Here is a 20088-nt window from a genome sequence, read left to right as displayed (position 1 = left end):
CTTGTGTGGGAGCGGGCTTGCTCGCGAATGCGGTGGTTCAGTTGGAACATCTTTGACTGACACACCGTTTTCGCGAGCAAGCCCGCTCCCACATTTAGTCCGTGCTCACTTGATTTAGTGGCCGTGGCTTCTGCCCACATGGGAAGGCTCGGCCTCACTGGCCGCCACACTCCCACTGACCTCCAACCGCTGCAAAATCCCGCACTGTTCCCCACCGCCGCAGCGCTGACGCAAGTCCAGCAACTGCTCCTGTAACGCCAGCAACCCATCAATCCGCGCTTTCACATGGTGGATATGCTCGTCGATCAGCGCATTCACGCTTTCACACTGGTCCTGCGGGCTATCGCGCAGCCCCAGCAAACTGCGGATTTCTTCCAGGGTCATGTCCAGACTGCGGCAGTTGCGGATAAAGACCAGCCGCTCGGTGTGCGCCTGGGTGTACACGCGGTAATTGGCGTGGGTACGTGCCGGAGGCGGCAGCAGGCCTTCCTTCTCGTAATAACGGATGGTTTCCACCGGGCAGTCGGTCAGTTTGGCCAGTTCGCCGATCTTCATCGCAGCAATCTCCAAATGGGTGCTTGACCCTATAGTGGCTACAGGGTCTTTACTTGGCAACAGGCACCTCTACGGACGCGACAGAATGAGCGATTCCATCCACACCCCGCACAAACACGACCACGATCATGGCGAGAAAAAACTCACGCCTGTGCATAACCACGGTGGCTCCTGCTGTTCCGGCAGCCCGGCCCCGGCCAAGGTGACGCTCAACGAAGCGCCCACCGCCGGCTCGCGCCTGAGCACGTTCCGCATCGAAGCCATGGACTGCCCCACCGAGCAAACGCTGATCCAGAACAAACTGGGCAAGCTCGCCGGTGTGCAGCAGCTGGAATTCAACCTGATCAACCGCATCCTCGGCGTCACCCACGACCTGCCGAGCACCGCGCCGATCATCGATGCGATCAAGGCCATCGGCATGCAGGCCGACCCCATCGAAGAAGGTACCCCGGCTGCCGCGCCGCCCGCCAAGAAGCACTGGTGGCCGCTGGCGTTGTCCGGCGTGGGTGCGTTAGGCGCCGAAGTGCTGCACTTCACAGACGCCGCCCCGACGTGGGTGATTGCGCTGGTGGCGCTGGTGTCGATCCTCAGCGGCGGCCTCACCACCTATAAAAAGGGCTGGATTGCCCTGAAGAACCTCAACCTGAACATCAACGCGTTGATGAGCATCGCCGTCACCGGCGCGGTGCTGATTGGCCAGTGGCCGGAAGCGGCGATGGTGATGTTCCTGTTCACCGTTGCCGAGTTGATCGAAGCCAAGTCCCTGGACCGTGCGCGCAATGCCATCAGCGGCTTGATGCAGATGACCCCGGAACAGGCCACGGTGCAGCAGGCGGACGGTTCGTGGGTTGAACAAGAGGTCAAAAGCATTGAATTGGGCGCCATCGTGCGGGTAAAACCAGGTGAGCGCATTGGTCTGGACGGTGAAGTCACCGCCGGCCAATCCACCATCGACCAGGCGCCGATCACCGGTGAAAGCTTGCCGATTGAAAAGACCGTCGGCGACAAAGTCTTCGCCGGCACCATCAACCAGGCCGGCGCCTTGGAGTACAAGGTCACCGCAGCGGCCGACAATTCCACCCTGGCGCGCATCATCCACGCCGTGGAACAGGCCCAGGGCGCCCGCGCGCCGACCCAGCGTTTTGTCGACAGTTTCTCGAAAATCTACACCCCGGCGGTGTTCCTGTTTGCTCTCGGTGTGGCGCTGATTCCGCCACTGTTCATGGCCGGTGCGTGGTTCGACTGGATCTACCGCGCCCTCGTGCTGCTGGTGGTGGCCTGCCCGTGTGCGCTGGTGATCTCCACCCCGGTGACCATCGTCAGCGGCCTCGCGGCAGCGGCGCGCAAAGGCATCCTGATCAAGGGCGGCGTGTACCTGGAGGGCGGTTACAAGCTCGACTACCTGGCCCTCGACAAGACCGGCACCATCACCCACGGCAAGCCGGTGCAAACCGATTACCTGGCGTTGTTCCCCAACGTCGAAGACAGCGCTCCCGCCCTGGCCGCCAGTTTGGCCGGGCGTTCCGACCACCCGGTGTCCCTGGCCATCGCCAATGCGGCTGTGGATAAAAACCTGCCGAGCCACGTTGTGGATAACTTTGCGGCCCTGGCCGGTCGCGGTGTGCGCGGTGATATCAACGGCGAAACCTACCACCTGGGCAACCACCGCCTGGTGGAAGACCTCGGCCTGTGCTCGCCGGAGCTGGAAGAAAAACTCTTCGCCCTGGAAAAACAAGGCAAGTCCGTGGTGCTGCTGCTCGACAAGTCCGGCCCGCTGGCGCTGTTCGCGGTGGCCGACACGGTCAAGGACAGCAGCCGCGAAGCCATCCAGCAGTTGCACGAACTGGGCATCAAGACCCTGATGCTCACCGGCGACAACACCCACACGGCCCAGGCGATTGGTGCCCAGGTCGGCATCGATCAGGCCCGTGGCGACCTGCTGCCCACCGACAAACTGCAAGCCATCGAAACCCTCTACGGCCAAGGCCATCGCGTCGGCATGGTCGGCGACGGCATCAACGACGCCCCGGCCCTGGCCCGCGCCGAGATCGGTTTTGCCATGGCCGCAGCGGGCACCGACACGGCTATCGAGACCGCCGACGTGGCGCTGATGGACGATGATTTGCGCAAGATCCCGGCATTCATTCGGCTCTCCAGGCAAACGTCGAGTATCCTCAAGCAGAACATCGCCCTGGCGCTGGTGATCAAGGCGATCTTCCTGGCCGTGACCTTCCTGGGCATGGCCACCATGTGGATGGCGGTGTTCGCCGACATGGGCGTGAGCCTGCTGGTGGTGTTCAATGGCCTGCGCCTGCTGCGCAAATAGATGATGTGAGGGTGGTGTGCTGAGTGCTGAGCTAAAGGCGTTTTTCATGGTCGCGCGATTGGGCAGCATTACCCAGGCGGCGAAAAAACTCGGCCTCAGCCAGCCCACCGTCACCACGCAGATCCGCAACCTGGAAAGCCAGTACGGCGTCGAGCTGTTCTACCGAGGCGGGCGCCGCCTCACCGTCAGCGACGAGGGCGCGCGGCTGCTGCCGATGGTCAAGGCCCTGTTGCAACAGGAAGCGGACATCGAGTTTTTCCTGCGCAACAACGGCCAGGTCCAGGGTGCCTTGCGCATCGCCGCGACGGCGCCGTACTACATCCTCGATTTGGTCAAAGCCTTTCGCGAACGCTTGCCGCAAGTGGAAGTGTCGGTGGAAATCGGCAACTCCCAGCAGGTGCTGGAAGCGCTGGACGATTACCGCGTCGATGTCGCTGCATCCTCGCAACTGCTCGAAGACCCGCGCCTGGTCCGCCGCGTGCTCGGCACCGACCCGCTGGTGCTGGCCGTACATCGCGACCATCCCCTGGCCAAGCTCGACCATGTGCCCCTCAGCGCACTGGCCGGGCACACCTTGTTGATGCGCGAAGCGGGCTCGACCACACGGCGGCTGACGGAAGCGATGTTGCATGGTGCCAATGTGAGCTACGGGCCGTTGCTGGAAATCGGCAGCCGCGAATCGATCCGCGAGGCGGTGTTACGCAATATCGGCATCAGCATCATTGCGCGCCAGGAAGTGCCCCATGACCCGCAGTTGCGCGTGCTGACCATCGAGAATGCGCCGCAGATCCCGGAGTATTTGTACTGCCTCAAGGAACGCAAGGGCGCGCGGTTGCCGGCGGCGTTTCTGGGGTTGGCGCAGGAAATGTCGCCCCTCTGAGTTTTTGCGGTGGCTGTGAGGGCCTCTTCGCGAGCAAGCCCGCTCCCACACTTGGCCGAGTTCCAACATGAGAATGCGGTCAAAATGTGGGAGCGGGCTTGCTCGCGAAAGCGGTAGACCAGCCGCCACATCTCTTTGACCCCTACCCAAATCCACCAATACCACTATCACCACCTTTTGCCTTCCTGCCACACCAGCGACGCATTCCCTGCCTAGCATGGCCTTCATCCGTTTGATGAGGTGCCTTGCATGAACACTGCCCTGACCCAACCCGGCGCACCGATGAAGGTGCGCAATGTCCAGAAACGCTTCGGCGCTTTCACTGCGCTGGACAACGTGTCCCTGGATGTCGCCGCCGGTGAGCTGGTGTGCCTGCTGGGCCCGTCCGGCTGTGGCAAGACCACCTTGCTGCGCTGCATCGCCGGCCTGGAGCGCCAGGACAGCGGTGAACTTTACCTGGGCAACCGCGACGTTTCCCTGCTGCCGCCCCAGGCGCGGGACTACGGCATCTTGTTCCAGTCCTACGCGCTGTTTCCCAACCTGACCGTCGAAGCGAACATCGGCTACGGCCTCACCGGCAGCGGCCGCGACGAAGTGCGCCAGCGCGTCGGGCAGATGCTGGAGCTGGTCGGCCTGCTGGGCAGCGAAAAGAAATACCCCGGCCAACTCTCCGGCGGCCAGCAACAACGTGTCGCCCTGGCCCGCGCCTTGGCGCCGGCCCCTTCGTTGTTGCTGCTGGATGAGCCAATGTCGGCCCTCGACGCCCGCGTGCGTGAGCATCTGTGTACCGAGCTGCGCCAACTGCAACGGCGCCTGGGCATCACCACGCTGATGGTCACCCACAACCAGGACGAGGCCATGTTGATGGCCGATCGCATCGCCGTGATGAACAACGGCAAGGTCGAGCAATACGCCACGCCCCAGGAAATCTACGACCGCCCGGCCACGCCGTTTGTGGCGGAGTTTGTCGGCCAGGGCAACTGGCTGCCCTTCAGCCGCAACAGCGCCAGCCATGCCCAGGTCGGCGGGATGAACATGCGCCTGGCCGATGATGCCGGCGTGGCCAGGTCCGGGCGTCTGTTCTGCCGCCCGGAAGCCATCAGCGTCAACCCGCCGGTGCATGAAGAAAACCTGTTCCCGGCCAAGGTTCGCGAGATCACCTTTCTCGGCAATCGCTGCCGCATGAGCTTCGAACTGGAGCAACTTCCCGGCCACGCATTGCTCGCCGAACTGGCGCCGGAAGCCATGCCACGCCTGGGCGCCCAGGACATCTGGGTGGCCTTGCCGCCGCGCAGCCTGCAGGTGTTTGCCTGAGATGGGGGCTGTCATGACCTTGCCGGCCGCGCGCCAGGCTTCCCGTGCCGAACTCGGCGACCGCCTGTTTGTGGTCGGCGGCAAACTGCTCTGGCTGTGCTTGCTGGGCGTCGCCGTCTTGCTACCGTTGCTGGCGATCTTCTGGCGCGGTTTCAGCAGCGAAGCCGGGCAGGGCGGCGGCCTCGTCGCTGCTCAAGCATTGATCAGCAGCGCCAACTTCCACTGGCTGCTCGGCAATAGTCTGAAAGTTTCCCTCAGCGTCGCGGCCATTGTCGTACCGCTGGCCTACCTGTTTGCCTACGCGCTGCAACGCACGCTGATTCCCGGCAAGGCGATCTGGCGCGGCCTGTCCCTGCTGCCCTTGATGGCGCCGTCGATGCTGCCGGGGATTGCGCTGGTTTATCTGTTCGGCAACCAAGGCATGCTGCTTGGGCTGCTCTCGGAAAATATCTACGGCTTCTGGGGCATCGTTCTCGGCGAAGTGATCTACACCTTCCCACACGCTCTGATGATCCTGCTGTCGGCGCTGTCCCTGGCGGATGCGCGCCTGTTCGACGCTGCCTCCAGCATGGGCGCCAGCCCGGCCCGGGCGTTTCGCAGCATCACCTGGCCGGCCACGCGCCAGGCCGTGTTCGCCGCGTTCTGCCTGGTGTTTACCCTGACCATCACCGACTTCGGCGTGCCCGTGGTGGTGGGCGGTGATTATCAAGTGCTGGCACTGGAAGCCTACAAGGCAGTGGTCGGCCAGCAGCAGTTCGGTCGCGGCGCGTTGATCGGCATGGTGTTGCTGCTGCCGGCGCTGTTCAGCTTTGGCGTGGATGCGTGGCTGCGCCGCCGTCACGGCGATGCGATGAGCGGCCGCGCCCAAGTGTTCCAGCCGGTGCCATCGCGCTTGAGGGACGGCTGCTACCTGGCCATCGTCCTGCTGATCTGCGCCATATTGCTGCTGGTGTTCGGCATGGCGGTGTACTCCTCGCTGGTGAAATTCTGGCCGTACAACCTGTCGCTGTCGCTGAACCACTACCAGTTCGAAGACACCGCCGGCGGCGGCTGGCTGGCCTACCGCAACAGCCTGACCATGGCCTTGTGCACCGCGTTGATCGGCAGCGTGCTGATCTTCACCGGCGCCTACCTGATGGAAAAGACCAAGGGCCAGAAGGGCCTCAACCTCGCGCTGCGCATGCTCAGCTTTGTGCCGATGGCCGTGCCGGGGTTGGTGCTGGGCCTGGGCTACGTGTTCTTTTTCAACCTCAACGGCAACCCGCTGCATGTGTTCTACGGGACCATGACCCTGCTGGTGGTGTGCACCATTGCGCACTATCTGACCACCGCACAGATGACCGCCACCACCGCGTTGCGCCAACTGGACGCCGAGTTCGAAGCCGCCGCGCTGTCCCTCAAGGCGCCGCTGTACCGCCATTACCTGAAAGTCACGGTGCCGATCTGCCTGCCGGCGTTGCTGGACATCGTGCGCTACCTGTTTGTGTCGGCGATGACCACGGTGTCTGCTGCGATCTTTCTCTACAGCCCCGACACCATCCTCGCCGCCGTCGCCGTGTTGAACATGGACGACGCCGGCAACGTGGGCGGTGCGGCGGCCATGTCCACCCTGATCCTGCTCACCTCGGCCGGCGTCTCGCTGCTGCTGGCGTGGGCTTCCCGTGGCGCCCTGCGTCGCTCCCAAGCCTGGCGCCAGACCGCGCCCGGCCAATAATCCCGATAGGAGGTGTTCCATGTTCAAGCCCCTGGCGCTGGTCGCTGCCGTACTGTCTGCATTCAGCCTGAATGCCTTCGCCAAGACCGACCTCACTGTGTACACGGCCCTCGAAGCCGAGCAGTTGAAGACCTACAAGCAGGCCTTCGAAAAGGCCAACCCGGACATCGAGATCAAGTGGGTGCGCGACTCCACCGGCATCATCACCGCCAAGCTGCTGGCCGAGAAAGACCGCCCGCAGGCCGACGCGGTCTGGGGCCTGGCGGCGTCCAGCCTGGCGATCCTCGACCAGCAAGGCATGCTGGACAACTACGCACCCAAGGACCTGGACAAGATCGGCAAGAACTACCGCGACCCTGCCAACCCTCCGGCCTGGGTGGGCATGGACGTCTGGGCCGCGACCATCTGCTTCAACACCGTCGAAGCCGAGAAGCAAGGCCTGAGCAAACCCGTGAGCTGGCAGGACCTGACCAAGCCTGAGTACAAGGGCAAGATCGTCATGCCCAACCCGGCGTCGTCCGGCACCGGCTTCCTGGATGTGAGCGCGTGGTTGCAGACCTACGGCGAGAAGCAAGGCTGGCAGTACATGGACGACCTGCACCAGAACATCGGCCAATACGTTCACTCCGGCTCCAAGCCGTGCAAGTTGGCGGCGTCGGGTGAATTCCCGATTGGGATTTCCTTTGAATACCCGGCGGTGCAGCTGAAACGCCAGGGCGCGCCGCTGGACATCATCCTGCCGAAAGAGGGCCTGGGTTGGGACATCGAAGCCACGGCAGTGATGAAGGGCACCGCCCATGCGGACGCGGCGAAAAAGCTCGCTGACTTCTCGGCAAGCGCCGCTGCAATGGATTTGTACAAGGACAACTTCGCCGTCCTCGCCCAGCCGGGGATCGCCAAGCCGCAGACCGAGTTGCCAGCGGACTATGAGCAGCGCCTGATCAAGAATGACTTTGCCTGGGCGTCGAAGAATCGCGACAGCATCCTGACCGAATGGCGTAAGCGCTATGACGGCAAGTCGGAGAAGGTTGCTGGTCAGTAATTTTTTCGTTAGGGCTGCTGGCCTCTTCGCGAGCAAGCCCGCTCCCACATTTGAATGTGTTCACAAATCAAAATGTGGGAGCGGGCTTGCTCGCGAAGGCGGCCTTGAATTCAGGACATCACTCCATGACACACCCCACCGACCTGCTAATTGTCGGCGCCGGCATCCTCGGCCTGTCCCACGCCTATGCCGCCGCCAAACGCGGCCTCAAGGTCAAGGTCTTCGAACGCAGCGCCACCCCGCTGGGCGCCTCGGTGCGCAACTTCGGCCAGGCCCTGGTCACCGGCCAACCGCCTGGCCCGATGCTTGACCTGGCGCGGGAAAGCCGCGAAATCTGGGGGCACTGGGCCCAGGTCGCCGGCCTGCAACTCAAGTGCAACGGCTCGTACCTGTTCGCCCGTACCGAGGCCGAAGAGCATCTGCTGGAAGCCTTCTGCACCGGTCGCGCCAAGGAGCACGGCTACCACGTCGAACTGCTGCAAGGCGCCGCGCTGAATGACCTGTACGGCGGCCAGTTCCGCCATCACCGCGCCGCGCTGCATGGCCGGGACGATCAGCAACTGTATTCGCGCGAAGCGATCCCGGCGTTGATCCACTACCTGCGCAACGAACTGCAGGTGGAGTTTCATTTTTCCACCCTGGTGCGCGATGTCGAACCCGGCCTGGTGCACACCACGGCGGGCAGCTTTCGCGGTGAGCAGATCATCGTGTGCTCCGGGCATGACTACCAAACCCTGCTGGCCGACGCGATGGCAGAGCTCAACCCGAGCATCTGCCGCCTGCAAATGCTGCGCGCGCGGCCAGCGGCGAACTTGAACCTGCAACATGCGTTGCTCACCGGTTTGAGTTGCGTGCACTACGGCGCTTTCGCCGACCTGCCCGAGGCCGCCGCCGTGCAGGCGCAAATCCTGCGTGAAGCACCGCAGCTGCATGAACACGGCATCCACTTGCTGATCAGCCCCACGCCCCATGGCGAACTCATCATCGGCGACTCCCACGACTATGGCAGCGATGCCTCGCCGTTCAATGCCGAGCAGGTGGATGACTGGATGATCGAACTGGCGGAACAGACCCTGGGGTGCAAGATCCAGGTGGTCGAGCGCTGGCAGGGCGTGTACGGCTCACGCGGGCCGGGGCCGTTTTCGTTCCTGCGGGCGGCATCCGGGGTGAACGCGGCGTTGATGCACACCGGTGTGGGCATGAGCGTCGGGCCGGCGCTGGCCGAGCGCAATATCAGCCTGTTGTGGGGCGCAGCGTGATGAGCCCGGAACAGGCGATTGCCGAGGTCTTCGGCTTGTATGAGAGGCACGGCACGGCGGATTACATCGGCGAGCCGGTGTCGCAGATCGAGCACATGTCCCAGGCCGCGCAGTGGGCGATGGCCGAAGGCTTTGACGATGAAGTGGTGCTGGCGGCGTTTTTCCACGACATCGGCCATCTCTGCGGCCAAGGCGGCGAGAACATGGGCGGCTACGGCGTGGTCAGCCATGAACGACTGGGGGCGGATTACCTGCGCCGCGCAGGGTTCAGCGAGCGCCTGGCCAAGCTGGTGGAATACCACGTGCAGGCCAAGCGTTATCTGACGTTCAGCCAGCCGGATTACTACGCGCGCCTGAGCGAAGCCAGCCGCCGCACGTTGGGCTATCAAGGCGGTGTGATGAGCGCCGAAGAAGCCCATGCGTTCGAACAAGACCCGCTCTGCGCCGTCAGCCTGCGCATGCGTTATTGGGATGAGCAGGCCAAGGCAATGCACGTCCCGGTGCTCGACCTTGAACTGCTCAAGGCCAAGGCGCGGCAAGTGCTGGCGGCTTAGGTTTCGTCGAGGCGCTGGGCCAAGGCTTCGACCTGCTCCTGGCGTTCGGCCTGGCTGAGCTTGGCATGAGGGTTGAGGGACGACCATTGCGGGTGGGCACGAGCCTTGTGCAGTGCGTCCGGCAACTTGCCTTCGCGCCAGCTTTTGTCCTGGGGCGTGTCGACCTTGATGCTGTGCATCGCCGCATGCCCGCGCTGGTTCAAGGCCTTGAGCAACTGGCGTTGGCGCAGGGCGAGCAGGCGCAGCACACCGTCGTCCACGGTCAGTTCGCGCTGGCCCTTGATCTTGCCCAGCAGGCGGCCGCCGTAGCTGCGCGCGGTTTGCAGCGCACCACCGGCAATCGCCCCGGCCAAGGCCGCGGCGCCCAGGGTCAAGCCGCCGACCAGCAGATCTACACCGGCCCCGGCGGCCGCGCCTGCGGCGATCCCGCCGCCGACGCGCACGCCGAGTTGCTTGAGGGTTTCCGGGTTGAACAGGTCATCGCCCCAGCGGCCATCCAGCAGCGGCAAGTCGCTGGCGGCGGCGTCCTGCGGGCGGAAACCGAACAGTTTGAGCAGGGCCTCCACACACTTCTGTTCACGTTGGCGCACGGCTTTGCGCAGGTCGTTGATGGCTTGCGGTTCGTCTGCGGGCACCACGCTGCGCCGGCACGCGGCGCAGTCGATCAGCAGTTCGGCGATCAAGCGTGCAGCGCTTTGCTGACGGGCCTGGCGCTGGGCTTCCTGGTCGAGAATCAAGCGTTCCAGTTGCGGCCGTGCGCTTTCCAGCAGCAGGGCGAGGCTTTCATACAGGCGCCGTTCGCCGTCTTCCGGTGGCGCCACACTGTCGAAACGCACCAGCGCATGCAGGCCCAGGCGGGCCAGGGCTTCGCGCCAGTCCGGCTCGCGGTGGTCGCTGCTGCTGACGAAGTTGAGCACCGGCAGCAATGGCTTGCCGCAACTGGCCAGCACTTGCAGCTCGTCGCGGTACTTGGCCAGCACCGGCTCGCGGGCGTCGATCACATACAGGCCGGCGTCCGAGGCCAGCAGTTGGCGCAGCACCTTGGCTTCCTGTTCGAAACGTTGGCGCGCTTCGCTGCCGTCGAGGAACCGGGCCAGGCGCGCCGGGCCGTCGAGGCGTTCGCCCGGGCGATCCAGGCGTTCCAGGTAGTCGAGCAGGGCGATGGCATCTTCCAGGCCGGGAGTGTCGTACAGCTCCAGCAGCGCTTCGCCGTCCACCGACAAGCGCGCACCTTCGACATGCCGCGTGGTGCTGGGGCGATGGGACACTTCGCCAAAGCCCACGTCGCGGGTCAGCGTGCGCAGCAGCGAGGTCTTGCCGACATTGGTGTGGCCGACCACGGCGAGTTTCAGCGGTTTAGTCATGCCCGGTCTCCAACCAGTTCAGCGGTACGCAGTCGGCGAAGGGCAGTTCCAGCTGTTGCAGCGCGGTGTGCCAGTCGCCCAGGCGTTCGGCGTCCAGCGCCTGGCCGGGCGGGGCTTGCAGCAACCATACGCGGGTTGCGCTGGCGCTGCGCGCAAGCTCGGCGATCAACGCCAGGCTGCCGCGATCCGGCGAGCGCCGTGGGTCGCAGGCGATGGCCAGGCGCGCGGGCGGGAAGCGTGTGAGTTGCTCCAGCAGTTTGTGCCGCGATTCGCGGCTGTCGAGGATGCCGGCATCTTTCACGTTGGCCGGCAGCTTGGGCGGCCACGGGTGTTGATCGTCCAGTTCGATGGCCACTAGCAGGGCGCCGTCGCTTTCCAGTTCGCTGACGCCGCTGCTGACCTGGTGCAGTTGGTCCGGGGCGGCGTCATTGACGCCGAGGCGCTCACTGCTGGGCATCAGGCGTTCGCGCAGTTGGCTGTAGCCGGGCAGGTTGAGGTCCAGGCGCAGGGCGGCGCGCCCGCGTTTCCAGCGCCACAGGCAGAGCAGGGCGAGGATCAGGCGCGGCAGCAGGCCGTAGACCAGCAACACGCCGACCAGCCACGCGGCCCAGGCTTGGCGGGCGCTTTCGATGTTCAGGGCGGAATCGCCGCTGGCGCGGATCATCTCGACAGTGGGCACGTTGAAGCCGAGCAGGGCGGGCAGGCTGCCCAGGGCCTGGGTCGCGGCGACGAAGGTGTCGGCACTGAGGATGGTGGTTTCCCACACGAAACCGTAGCGGCGGGTGGCGAGCAGCGTCAGCAGAATCACCAGCGCACTGAGCAATGCCAGCAGCCACAGGCCGTTGACCAGCACGCCCACGGCCCAGCGATTGAGTTTCTGGCGTTGCAGCAGCAACAGCAGCGCCGGCGCCAGTTGCGCGGCCTTGGCGTCGCGGGCGAGCTTTTCGCTGAGCCACAACCACAAGCGCCCGAGGCTGGCGCCGTGTTCGCCGGCAAACAGCAAGCCCAGGGCCCAACTGATCAACAAGATGAGATTCAACCCGAGCAAGCTGCCCAGCGCCCAGAACACGTTGACCGGCGTCAGGCCGTTGCCCAATGCCGCAAACGCCAGCCCGGCGCCGCTGATCACCGCGACGATTGCCAGCAACACCAGCGCCAGGCGTGCGCCTTGCAGCCAGCGGGTCAGGGCGACGGTCAGGCCATCGCGCTCGGCCAGGTGCAGGGCGCGCTGCTGGATGCGCGTCGGCAGGTCGCCACCGGCCGCGCGGGCCAGGCGGTTGGCTTCCTGGTCTTCCAGGGGGCCGGCGTGTTCTTCACGCAGGCGCACTGTTTCCGTCAGCCAGAGTGTGTGCAGGGGAGTCACGCGCCGTCCTGTTGTGTTGGTGAGCCTGGAGCATAACCCCTGGCTCGTGGCTCTGGTATTCTCGTCGCCATGAAAAAAACTCTCCCTTTAAGCCTGATCGCAGCCCTCGGTGAAAACCGCGTGATCGGCGTCGACAACAGCATGCCCTGGCATTTGCCGGGGGATTTCAAATATTTCAAGGCCACGACCCTCGGCAAGCCGATCATTATGGGGCGCAAGACCTGGGACTCCCTCGGTCGACCGTTGCCGGGGCGCTTGAACATTGTGGTCAGCCGTCAGACCGATCTGGCGCTTGAAGGTGCGGAAGTTTTTCCGTCGCTGGAAGCGGCGGTGGAGCGTGCCGAAGAATGGGCGTTGGCTCAGGGCGTGGATGAGCTGATGCTGATCGGTGGGGCGCAGTTGTATGCGCAGGGGCTGGAGCAGGCGGATCGCCTGTATTTGACGCGGGTGGGGTTGAGCCCGGAAGGGGATGCTTGGTTTCCGGAGTTTGATCAGGGCCAGTGGAAACTGGTCTCCAATCAGGAGAACCCGGCTGAAGGTGATAAGCCTGCTTACAACTTTGAGGTTTGGGAAAGAGCTTAAGAGCTTCGCGAGCAAGCCCGCTCCCACATTTGACCGAGTTCTAACATGAGAATGTGGTCAAAATGTGGGAGCGGGCTTGCTCGCGAATGCGGTCCATCAGACCTGCACTAACTCAGCATGCTCATCCGCATCCAACAACGCCTTATCCGTCTGCCCCATGATCTGGCTGGTAATCGCCCCCGCCGTCATCGAACCGTTCACGTTCAGCGCCGTGCGGCCCATGTCGATCAGCGGCTCCACGGAAATCAGCAACGCCACCAGTGACACCGGCAAGCCCATCGCCGGTAGCACGATCAGCGCGGCAAACGTCGCACCGCCGCCCACGCCGGCCACACCGGCCGAGCTCAAGGTCACAATCGCCACCAGGGTCGCGATCCACAGCGGGTCCAGCGGGTTGATGCCGACGGTAGGCGCTACCATCACCGCCAACATCGCCGGATAAAGACCCGCGCAACCGTTCTGGCCGATGGTCGCGCCAAACGAGGCGGCAAAGCCGGCGATGGACTGCGGGATGCCCAGGCGACGGGTCTGCGCCTCGATGCTCAACGGGATCGCCGCCGCGCTGGAGCGGCTGGTGAAGGCAAACGTCAGCACCGGCCACACTTTACGGAAGAAGCGCAGCGGGTTGATCCCGGCCAGGGACAGCAGCAGGCCGTGCACCACAAACATCAGGCCCAGGGCCAGGTACGACACCACGACGAAACTGCCGAGCTTGATGATGTCTTGCAGGTTGGAGCCGGCGACCACCTTGGTCATCAGCGCCAATACGCCGTAGGGCGTGAGTTTCATCACCAGGCGCACCAGGCGCATCACCCAGGCTTGCAGGGTGTCGATGGCGTTGAGGACTTTCTGGCCTTTTTCCACGTCATCCTTGAGCAGTTGCAGCGCGGCAACCCCCAGGAATGCAGCGAAAATCACCACGCTGATGATCGACGTCGGCTTGGCCCGCGCCAGGTCGGCGAACGGGTTGGACGGCACGAACGACAGCAGCAACTGCGGGATATTCAGGTCAGCGACCTTGCCCGCGTAATCGCTCTGGATCACTTGCAGGCGCGCCATTTCCTGGGTGCCGGCCACCAGACCTTCGGCGGTGAGGCCGAACAGGTTGGTCAGGCCGATACCGATCAACGCCGCAATCGCAGTGGTGAACAGCAGGGTGCCGATGGTCAGGAAGCTGATCTTGCCCAGGGACGCGGCGTTGTGCAGGCGGGCCACAGCGCTGAGGATCGAGGCAAATACCAGCGGAATCACGATCATTTGCAGCAATTGCACGTAGCCATTGCCGACCAGGTCAAACCAGCCGATGGACGCCTTGAGCACCGGGTTGCCGGCGCCGTAAATGGTATGAAGCGCCACACCAAACGCCACGCCCAGGGCCAGGGCGAACAACACCTTCTTGGCGAGGCTCCAGTTTGTGCGGCGGGTTTGTGCCAGGCCCAGTAACAGGGCCACGAACACCAGTAAGTTGAGAATCAGGGGCAGATTCATTGAAGCTCCGTCAGAGGCTGCCAATCGCGTGAGCCTGCGATTGCGAACCGGAAAGCCTAACAGCTTGAAATATATTGATTTAATACCGATATGGAATGGTGACTGTCGTTTTTGGAATAAGCATTTGACGCTCAGGCATATGGCGTTGGCGCAATTGCGATGCAGGCGGTCGTGCTCGGGTGATGGCTGTCACACGGATTTGTTAGCGTCGATGTCTTTCACTCAGGGAGAAAACGCATATGAAGCTCGCTTCGAGACTGTTTGCCGCCGCACTGTGCCTGGGCCTCGCCGGCCACGCCATGGCCGCCACCGAGTTGAAACACTGGCCTGCCCCGGCGGCCAAGCAACTAGACGAGATGATCGCCGCCAACGCCAACAAGGGTAACTTCGCGGTGTTCGACATGGACAACACCAGTTACCGCTACGACCTTGAAGAATCCCTGTTGCCCTACATGGAAAACAAGGGCCTGATCACCCGCGACAGCCTCGATCCGTCGCTCAAGTTGATGCCGTTCAAAGACACTGCCGAACATAAAGAGAGCCTGTTCAGTTACTACTATCGCCTCTGCGAAGTGGACGACATGGTCTGCTACCCGTGGGTCGCCCAGGTGTTTTCCGGCTTCACCCTCAAGGAACTCAAGGTCCAGGTCGACGAGCTGATGGCCTCCGGCAAACCGGTGCCGGTCAGCTATTTCGAAGGCGATGTGGTGAAAAAATCCGAAGTGCAGCCGCCAAAAATCTTCACCGGCCAGCAGGAGCTGTACAACAAGCTGATGGAAAACGGCATCGACGTGTACGTGATGACCGCCGCCTCCGAAGAGCTGGTGCGCATGGTCGCGGCTGATCCGAAGTACGGCTACAACGTCAAACCCGAGAACGTCATCGGCGTGACTACCTTGCTCAAGGACCGCAAGACCGGCGAGCTGACCACCGCACGCAAACAGATCAGCGCCGGTAAATACGACGAGAAGGCCAACCTTGGCCTGGAACTCACGCCTTACCTGTGGACTCCAGCGACCTGGATGGCCGGCAAGCATGCGGCGATCCTCACCTACATCGACGAATGGAAAAAACCGGTGCTGGTGGGCGGCGACACGCCAACGAGCGATGGCTACATGCTGTTTCACGATGTGGACGTGGCCAAGGGGGGCGTGCATTTGTGGATCAACCGCAAGGACAAATACATGACCCAACTCAATGGCATGATCGCCAAGCATGCGGCGGCGCAGGCCAAGGAAGGGTTGGCGGTGACGGCGGACAAGAATTGGGTGATTGTGAAGCCTGACGACATTCAGTAAGACCGAGTCGCCTGCATTCGCGAGCAAGCCCGCTCCCACATTTTGACCGCGTTTCAACATGAGAATGCGGTCAACTGTGGGAGCGGGCTTGCTCGCGAAGACGGCCTCAAAAACACCGCATAACCCACAGTAAAAAATAGATATCAATTGCGAACCAATCTCATCCTCTGCTAGCGTGCACACCTCCTGAACCCCCCCGTTCCTCTCAAGGTAGTGCCGTGCTCTCCTGGAATTCGCAGATCGCGCGCCTGTTCGCGGAGCAGAAGAAAGCCCTCGAAGCCTTCGTCACCCGCCGTACCGGCAGTGCCCAGGTGGCCGCGGACCTGACCCAGGAATCCTTCCTGCGCCTGGCGCGCCTGGACTCCGGCGAGAAGATCGACAACCTCCCAGCCTTTCTCTTCACCATCGCCAGCAACCTGGTGCGCGATCACCAGCGCCAGGCCATCCGCCGTGAGCGCCTGGACGCCGGCGAGCCCAGCGAAGAACTGCCGTGCAGCAACCCCGGTGCCGACGAACAACTGGCCGCCTACCAACAGGAACAACTGATGCAGGACGCGATCCTGGCCTTGCCCGAAGCGACTCGGCAGATCTTCCTGCTCTATCATGTCGACGAACTTTCCTACCGCGAGATTGGTGAACGTCTGTCGATCACCCCGCGCAGTGTGGAATACCAATTGCGTCGCGCCTTGATTGAATGCCGCGCGTACATCAAGACGCGGCTTGCCTGCGATGCACAAGGACGTCGGACATGACCGCCACACCCACTGCCGACGCGCTGTTTGAACAGGCGTCCGGCTGGTATTTCCGCCTACAGGCCGAGGACGTGACACCGGCTGAAATGGACGCCTTCGCCGCTTGGCTCGGGCAAGGTCCGGCCCAGGATGACGCCTGGCAGGAAGTGCAGGCGCTGCTCGGCGGCCTGCGTGAGCCGGCCCGGGTGATCCGCCGCGCCGAACAGGCCGCCTGGCGCAAACCGCTGCGACGTTGGGCCTGTGCCGCCGCTGTGTTGCTGGCGGTTGGGCTGACCGTGCAAAACACGCCCTGGCTCGACCGCCTGCGCGCGGACTACGCCACCGGCACCGGCGAGTCGCGCACGGTGGAATTGGCCGATGGCTCCCAGCTGCAACTCAACACCGACAGCGCGATTCAAGTGCGCATGAGCGGCGGTGAGCGTCAGATTCGTCTGCTGAGGGGCGAAGGTTTTTTCAGCGTGACCAAAGATCCGGCTCGGCCCTTCGTGGTGCAGTCCGGTGATGGCTGGGTCAAGGTGGTCGGCACCCAGTTCAGCGTGGCGCGGCGCGATGCGCAGACGCGGGTGCAAGTGGCCCAGGGCAAGGTGCAGGTCAGTGCGGGTAGCGGCACGGCGGTGTATCTGGAGCCAGGGCGGGCGGTGGAGTATCAGGGTCAGCACCTTGCCGAAGTCCACGGCTTCGACCCGGCCAGCGGTTTTGCCTGGCGCCAGCGGCAGTTGGTATTCCGCCAGCAACCGCTGTCGGAGGTGGTCAGCGAGTTGAACCGCTACTGGCCTGGCAAGACCCTGGTGCTCGGCGATGCGCTGCGCAATCGCGTGGTCTCCGGCGTGTTTGAAATCGACAAGCCCGACGCGGTGATCAAGGCGCTGGAATACACCCTCAACCTGCGCGCCGAGCATTACACCCCGTATTTACTGGTGTTGCGCGAAGGCAAAGCGTCCTGAGTGCAACTTTCTCAAAATATTTTCAGGGTTTTCCCACAGGGCATCGTCCTTGATCACTGAGGCGTAAATAGTAAGCACTCTCAAGTAGTGCGGCGCCGATCACCGACTTTTTTTGCACCGGGGAGCACCATCCATGGCACACCGATACGCCGCACGGCCCTTGCTGGCACTGGCCATTTCCATGGCCAGCGGCATTGCACCGCTGTACTTGCAGGCCGCTGAGACCACCCAGGCCCAGACTTACCGCTTCGATATCCCAGGGCAAAGCCTGGACGGCGCGTTGGCGGCGTTTTCGGCGGTGACGCGGATTCAGGTGTTGGTGTCCGGTGAGTTGACCCAAGGTGTGACATCCCCAGGTGTGCGCGGCAACTTGGGCCAACGCGAGGCCCTTGGCTTGCTGTTGGGCGGCACAGGGTTGAACGCGGCGTTTATCAATGCCGATACCGTGACCCTGGAAAAACCCGTGGCCAGCGGCGGTGCCCTTGAAGTCGGCGCCACCACTATCAGCGCCGAACGCCTCGGGGCTACCACTGAAGGTACGGGTTCCTACACCACCGGCGCGGTGACCCTGGGCAAGGGCGAGCAGAAACTCAAGGACATCCCGCAATCGGTCAGCGTCATGACCCGCAAGCAAATGGATGACCAGAACACCACCAAACTGTCCGAAGTGGTCAAGCGCACCCCCGGCCTGACGGCGACCAAATCCCCCGGTCCCGGCATGTTTATCTTCTCCCGGGGTTTCGAGATCGGCACCCTGCAATACGATGGCGTCGGCATCCCGCGTAACACCTACACCCTGGGCAGTTACCTCACCGAAAACATGGCGATCTACGACCGCGTCGAAACCCTGCGTGGCCCGGCCGCGTTGCTGCAAGGCGCCAACAGCCCCGGCGGCACCATGAACCTGGTGCGCAAACGCGGCCAGCAGGCGCCCACGGTGACCATCACCGCCAAGGCCGGTTCGTGGGACCACTACGGCACTCAAGTCGACGTCGGCGGCCCGATGAATGCCGAAGGCACCTTGCGCGGCCGCTTTGTGGCGGATTACGACACCACCAACTCCTTTGTCGACTACGCCGGCGGCTGGAATCAGACGGTCTACGCGGCGGTGGACTACGACTTCACGGCAGACACCACCGTCGGGGTTGGCATCAGCAACCAGAAAGGCCATTCGCGCCCTAACTTCATGTCGTTGCCGCGTTACGCTGACGGCAGCGACATCGGCCTGCCGCGCTCGACCTTTGTCGGCGCCAGCTGGAACCGCAACGTCAACAACCAGACCCAAGTCTTCGCTGACTTGGAGCATCGCTTCAACGATGATTGGAAGGTGAAGGCCGCGTTGGTGGCCATGGACGAGCACAACGACGCAACCTACCAGGCGACGTGGGACACAATCCCCAACGGCGGCGGCAGCGTGCGTTATATCGATTGGGTCACCGACTTCAACACCAAGAGCCGCGGCGCAGATGTGTACGTCGATGGCAAGTTCGACGGCCTGGGTTTCCAGCAGGAAATGATCCTGGGCGCCAACTATTCCAAACTCACCACCGACGACCTGTGGGCGCGGGCGGCAACGCCGGGTGCGGATATCTTCAACATCGACCACAACCGTCCGCAGCGCGACAAATACCAACTGTTCAGGGACGGTTGGGGGTCCAAGAGCTGGTATGACGTTCGCCAGAAAGGCATCTATGGCACCTGGCGCGTGAAGCTGCTGGACCCGTTGACCCTGATCGTCGGCGCGCGCACCAGCTGGTATGACTTCTCCTATATCGGCCAGAGCGGTATCAAGGGGACTTATGGCGCGCCTGAAGCCAGCACCACCCAAACCAACGGCAAGGTCACGCCGTACACCGGCCTGGTCTATGAACTGAATGAACAATGGTCGGCCTACGCCAGCTACGCCGACGCGTTTGAACCACAGACCAACCAAACCACGTCCCACGCGATCCTCAAGCCCATCGAAGGCAAGAACTATGAGCTGGGGATCAAGGGCGAATTGGCCGATGGCCGCCTCAACACCTCGTTTGCGATCTTCCGCTACGACCAGGAAAACCGCGCCGCCCAGGACCTGCAAGGGCCGATGAACTGCAACGGTTGGTACTGCTCGGTGGCCTCGGGCAAAGTCCGCAGCCAGGGTTTTGAAGCCACGTTGAGCGGCGAAGTACTGCCGGGGTTGCAGCTCAATTCCAGCTACACCTACAACACCACCAAATTCCTCAAGGACGACGACTACGAAGGCAAGATCTTCAGCACTTGGACGCCCAAGCATTTGCTCAAGGTCTGGGGTGATTACCAGTTGCCGGGTGACTGGCAGAAATTCAGCGTCGGCGCCGGCGTGACCGCGCAAAGCAGCACCGAGGCCTACGACCGCACGTTCAGCGTGCCGGGCAATGCGCTGTGGGATTCGCGGGTGGCGTACAAGATCAACCAGGAATTCACCGTGGCGGCGAACCTGAACAATATGTTCGACAAGAAGTATTACATCCCGGCGTATAACGCGAATTGGGGCAGTAACTACTATGGCGACCCGCGTAATGTGATGTTCACCATGACCTACACACCGCAGTTCTAAAGCCTTACACCACAACCCCTGTGGGAGCTGGCTTGTGTGGGAGCGGGCTTGCTCGCGAAGGCGGAGTGTCAGTCAACA

At 63.1% G+C, this 20088-nt stretch carries 16 protein-coding genes; 12 read left to right on the top strand and 4 right to left on the bottom strand.

What is annotated here, in order from left to right; genetic code table 11:
* Positions 1-114: 114 nt before the first annotated feature.
* Positions 115-555: a Cd(II)/Pb(II)-responsive transcriptional regulator gene (gene cadR / locus DBR46_RS14770; protein ID WP_124526800.1), complete on the bottom strand. Its 441-nt coding sequence runs from the start codon at positions 553-555 to the stop codon at positions 115-117.
* A gap of 85 nt (positions 556-640) precedes the next feature.
* Here cadR and DBR46_RS14765 point away from each other — a divergent pair, with 85 nt between their 5' ends.
* The 7 genes from DBR46_RS14765 (at position 641) to DBR46_RS14735 (ending at position 9644) form a co-directional block, all read left to right on the top strand.
* Complete coding sequence (locus tag DBR46_RS14765) at positions 641-2881, top strand: heavy metal translocating P-type ATPase (RefSeq protein ID WP_124526799.1); 2241 nt, start codon at positions 641-643, stop codon at positions 2879-2881.
* Between the two features lie 16 nt (positions 2882-2897).
* Entirely contained in the window at positions 2898-3761 is an 864-nt protein-coding gene (locus tag DBR46_RS14760) for a LysR family transcriptional regulator (protein WP_124526798.1), read from the top strand.
* 249 nt (positions 3762-4010) lie between these two features.
* Positions 4011-5075 carry a putative 2-aminoethylphosphonate ABC transporter ATP-binding protein gene (locus tag DBR46_RS14755; RefSeq protein WP_124526797.1) on the top strand — a complete coding sequence of 355 codons (1065 nt, stop codon included), beginning with the start codon at positions 4011-4013 and terminating at the stop codon, positions 5073-5075.
* A 1-nt stretch (position 5076) separates the two neighbouring features.
* Positions 5077-6789, top strand: a complete 1713-nt coding sequence (locus DBR46_RS14750) for a putative 2-aminoethylphosphonate ABC transporter permease subunit (RefSeq protein WP_124526796.1) — start codon at positions 5077-5079, stop codon at positions 6787-6789.
* Positions 6790-6808: 19 nt separating this feature from the next.
* Positions 6809-7831, top strand: coding sequence for a putative 2-aminoethylphosphonate ABC transporter substrate-binding protein (locus tag DBR46_RS14745; protein WP_124526795.1), 1023 nt, complete (start codon positions 6809-6811; stop codon positions 7829-7831).
* A 125-nt stretch (positions 7832-7956) separates the two neighbouring features.
* On the top strand, positions 7957-9090 hold the full coding sequence (locus tag DBR46_RS14740; protein WP_124526794.1) for a TIGR03364 family FAD-dependent oxidoreductase: 1134 nt from the start codon (positions 7957-7959) through the stop codon (positions 9088-9090).
* Positions 9090-9644, top strand: a complete 555-nt coding sequence (locus DBR46_RS14735) for a phosphonate degradation HD-domain oxygenase (protein WP_124526793.1) — start codon at positions 9090-9092, stop codon at positions 9642-9644. The genes DBR46_RS14740 and DBR46_RS14735 overlap by 1 nt, the downstream gene beginning before the upstream one ends.
* On the opposite strand, the gene DBR46_RS14730 is transcribed toward DBR46_RS14735, so the two are convergent.
* A complete protein-coding gene (locus tag DBR46_RS14730) occupies positions 9641-11008 on the bottom strand; it encodes a DUF3482 domain-containing protein (protein ID WP_124526792.1) in 1368 nt (455 codons plus the stop codon). The two genes, DBR46_RS14735 and DBR46_RS14730, sit on opposite strands and share 4 nt — an antisense overlap.
* On the bottom strand, positions 11001-12371 hold the full coding sequence (locus tag DBR46_RS14725; protein WP_124526791.1) for a DUF2868 domain-containing protein: 1371 nt from the start codon (positions 12369-12371) through the stop codon (positions 11001-11003). Before DBR46_RS14725 ends, DBR46_RS14730 begins: the two co-directional genes overlap by 8 nt.
* Before the next feature lie 69 nt (positions 12372-12440).
* Between DBR46_RS14725 and DBR46_RS14720 the strand changes: the two genes are divergently transcribed.
* Positions 12441-12953, top strand: coding sequence for a dihydrofolate reductase (locus DBR46_RS14720; RefSeq protein WP_124526790.1), 513 nt, complete (start codon positions 12441-12443; stop codon positions 12951-12953).
* A gap of 96 nt (positions 12954-13049) precedes the next feature.
* Here the strand turns inward: DBR46_RS14720 and DBR46_RS14715 are convergent, their stop codons facing one another.
* Positions 13050-14441: an L-cystine transporter gene (locus DBR46_RS14715; RefSeq protein WP_124526789.1), complete on the bottom strand. Its 1392-nt coding sequence runs from the start codon at positions 14439-14441 to the stop codon at positions 13050-13052.
* Positions 14442-14740: 299 nt separating this feature from the next.
* On the opposite strand from DBR46_RS14715, the gene DBR46_RS14710 reads away from it, so the two are divergent.
* From DBR46_RS14710 to DBR46_RS14695, 4 genes are all read left to right on the top strand, one after another.
* A complete protein-coding gene (locus tag DBR46_RS14710; protein WP_177414075.1) occupies positions 14741-15739 on the top strand; it encodes a haloacid dehalogenase-like hydrolase in 999 nt (332 codons plus the stop codon).
* 218 nt (positions 15740-15957) lie between these two features.
* On the top strand, positions 15958-16491 hold the full coding sequence (locus tag DBR46_RS14705) for an RNA polymerase sigma factor (protein WP_124526787.1): 534 nt from the start codon (positions 15958-15960) through the stop codon (positions 16489-16491).
* Entirely contained in the window at positions 16488-17435 is a 948-nt protein-coding gene (locus tag DBR46_RS14700; RefSeq protein WP_124526786.1) for a FecR family protein, read from the top strand. The genes DBR46_RS14705 and DBR46_RS14700 overlap by 4 nt, the downstream gene beginning before the upstream one ends.
* 133 nt (positions 17436-17568) lie before the next feature.
* Complete coding sequence (locus DBR46_RS14695; protein ID WP_124526785.1) at positions 17569-20010, top strand: TonB-dependent siderophore receptor; 2442 nt, start codon at positions 17569-17571, stop codon at positions 20008-20010.
* The last annotated feature ends 78 nt before the right edge of the window (positions 20011-20088 follow it).

It is taken from the genome of Pseudomonas sp. KBW05 (assembly GCF_003852405.1).
Classification (GTDB): Bacteria; Pseudomonadota; Gammaproteobacteria; order Pseudomonadales; family Pseudomonadaceae; genus Aquipseudomonas.
Note: the sequence above shows the minus strand (reverse complement) of the source record. Positions and strands in the feature narration are given on the sequence as shown.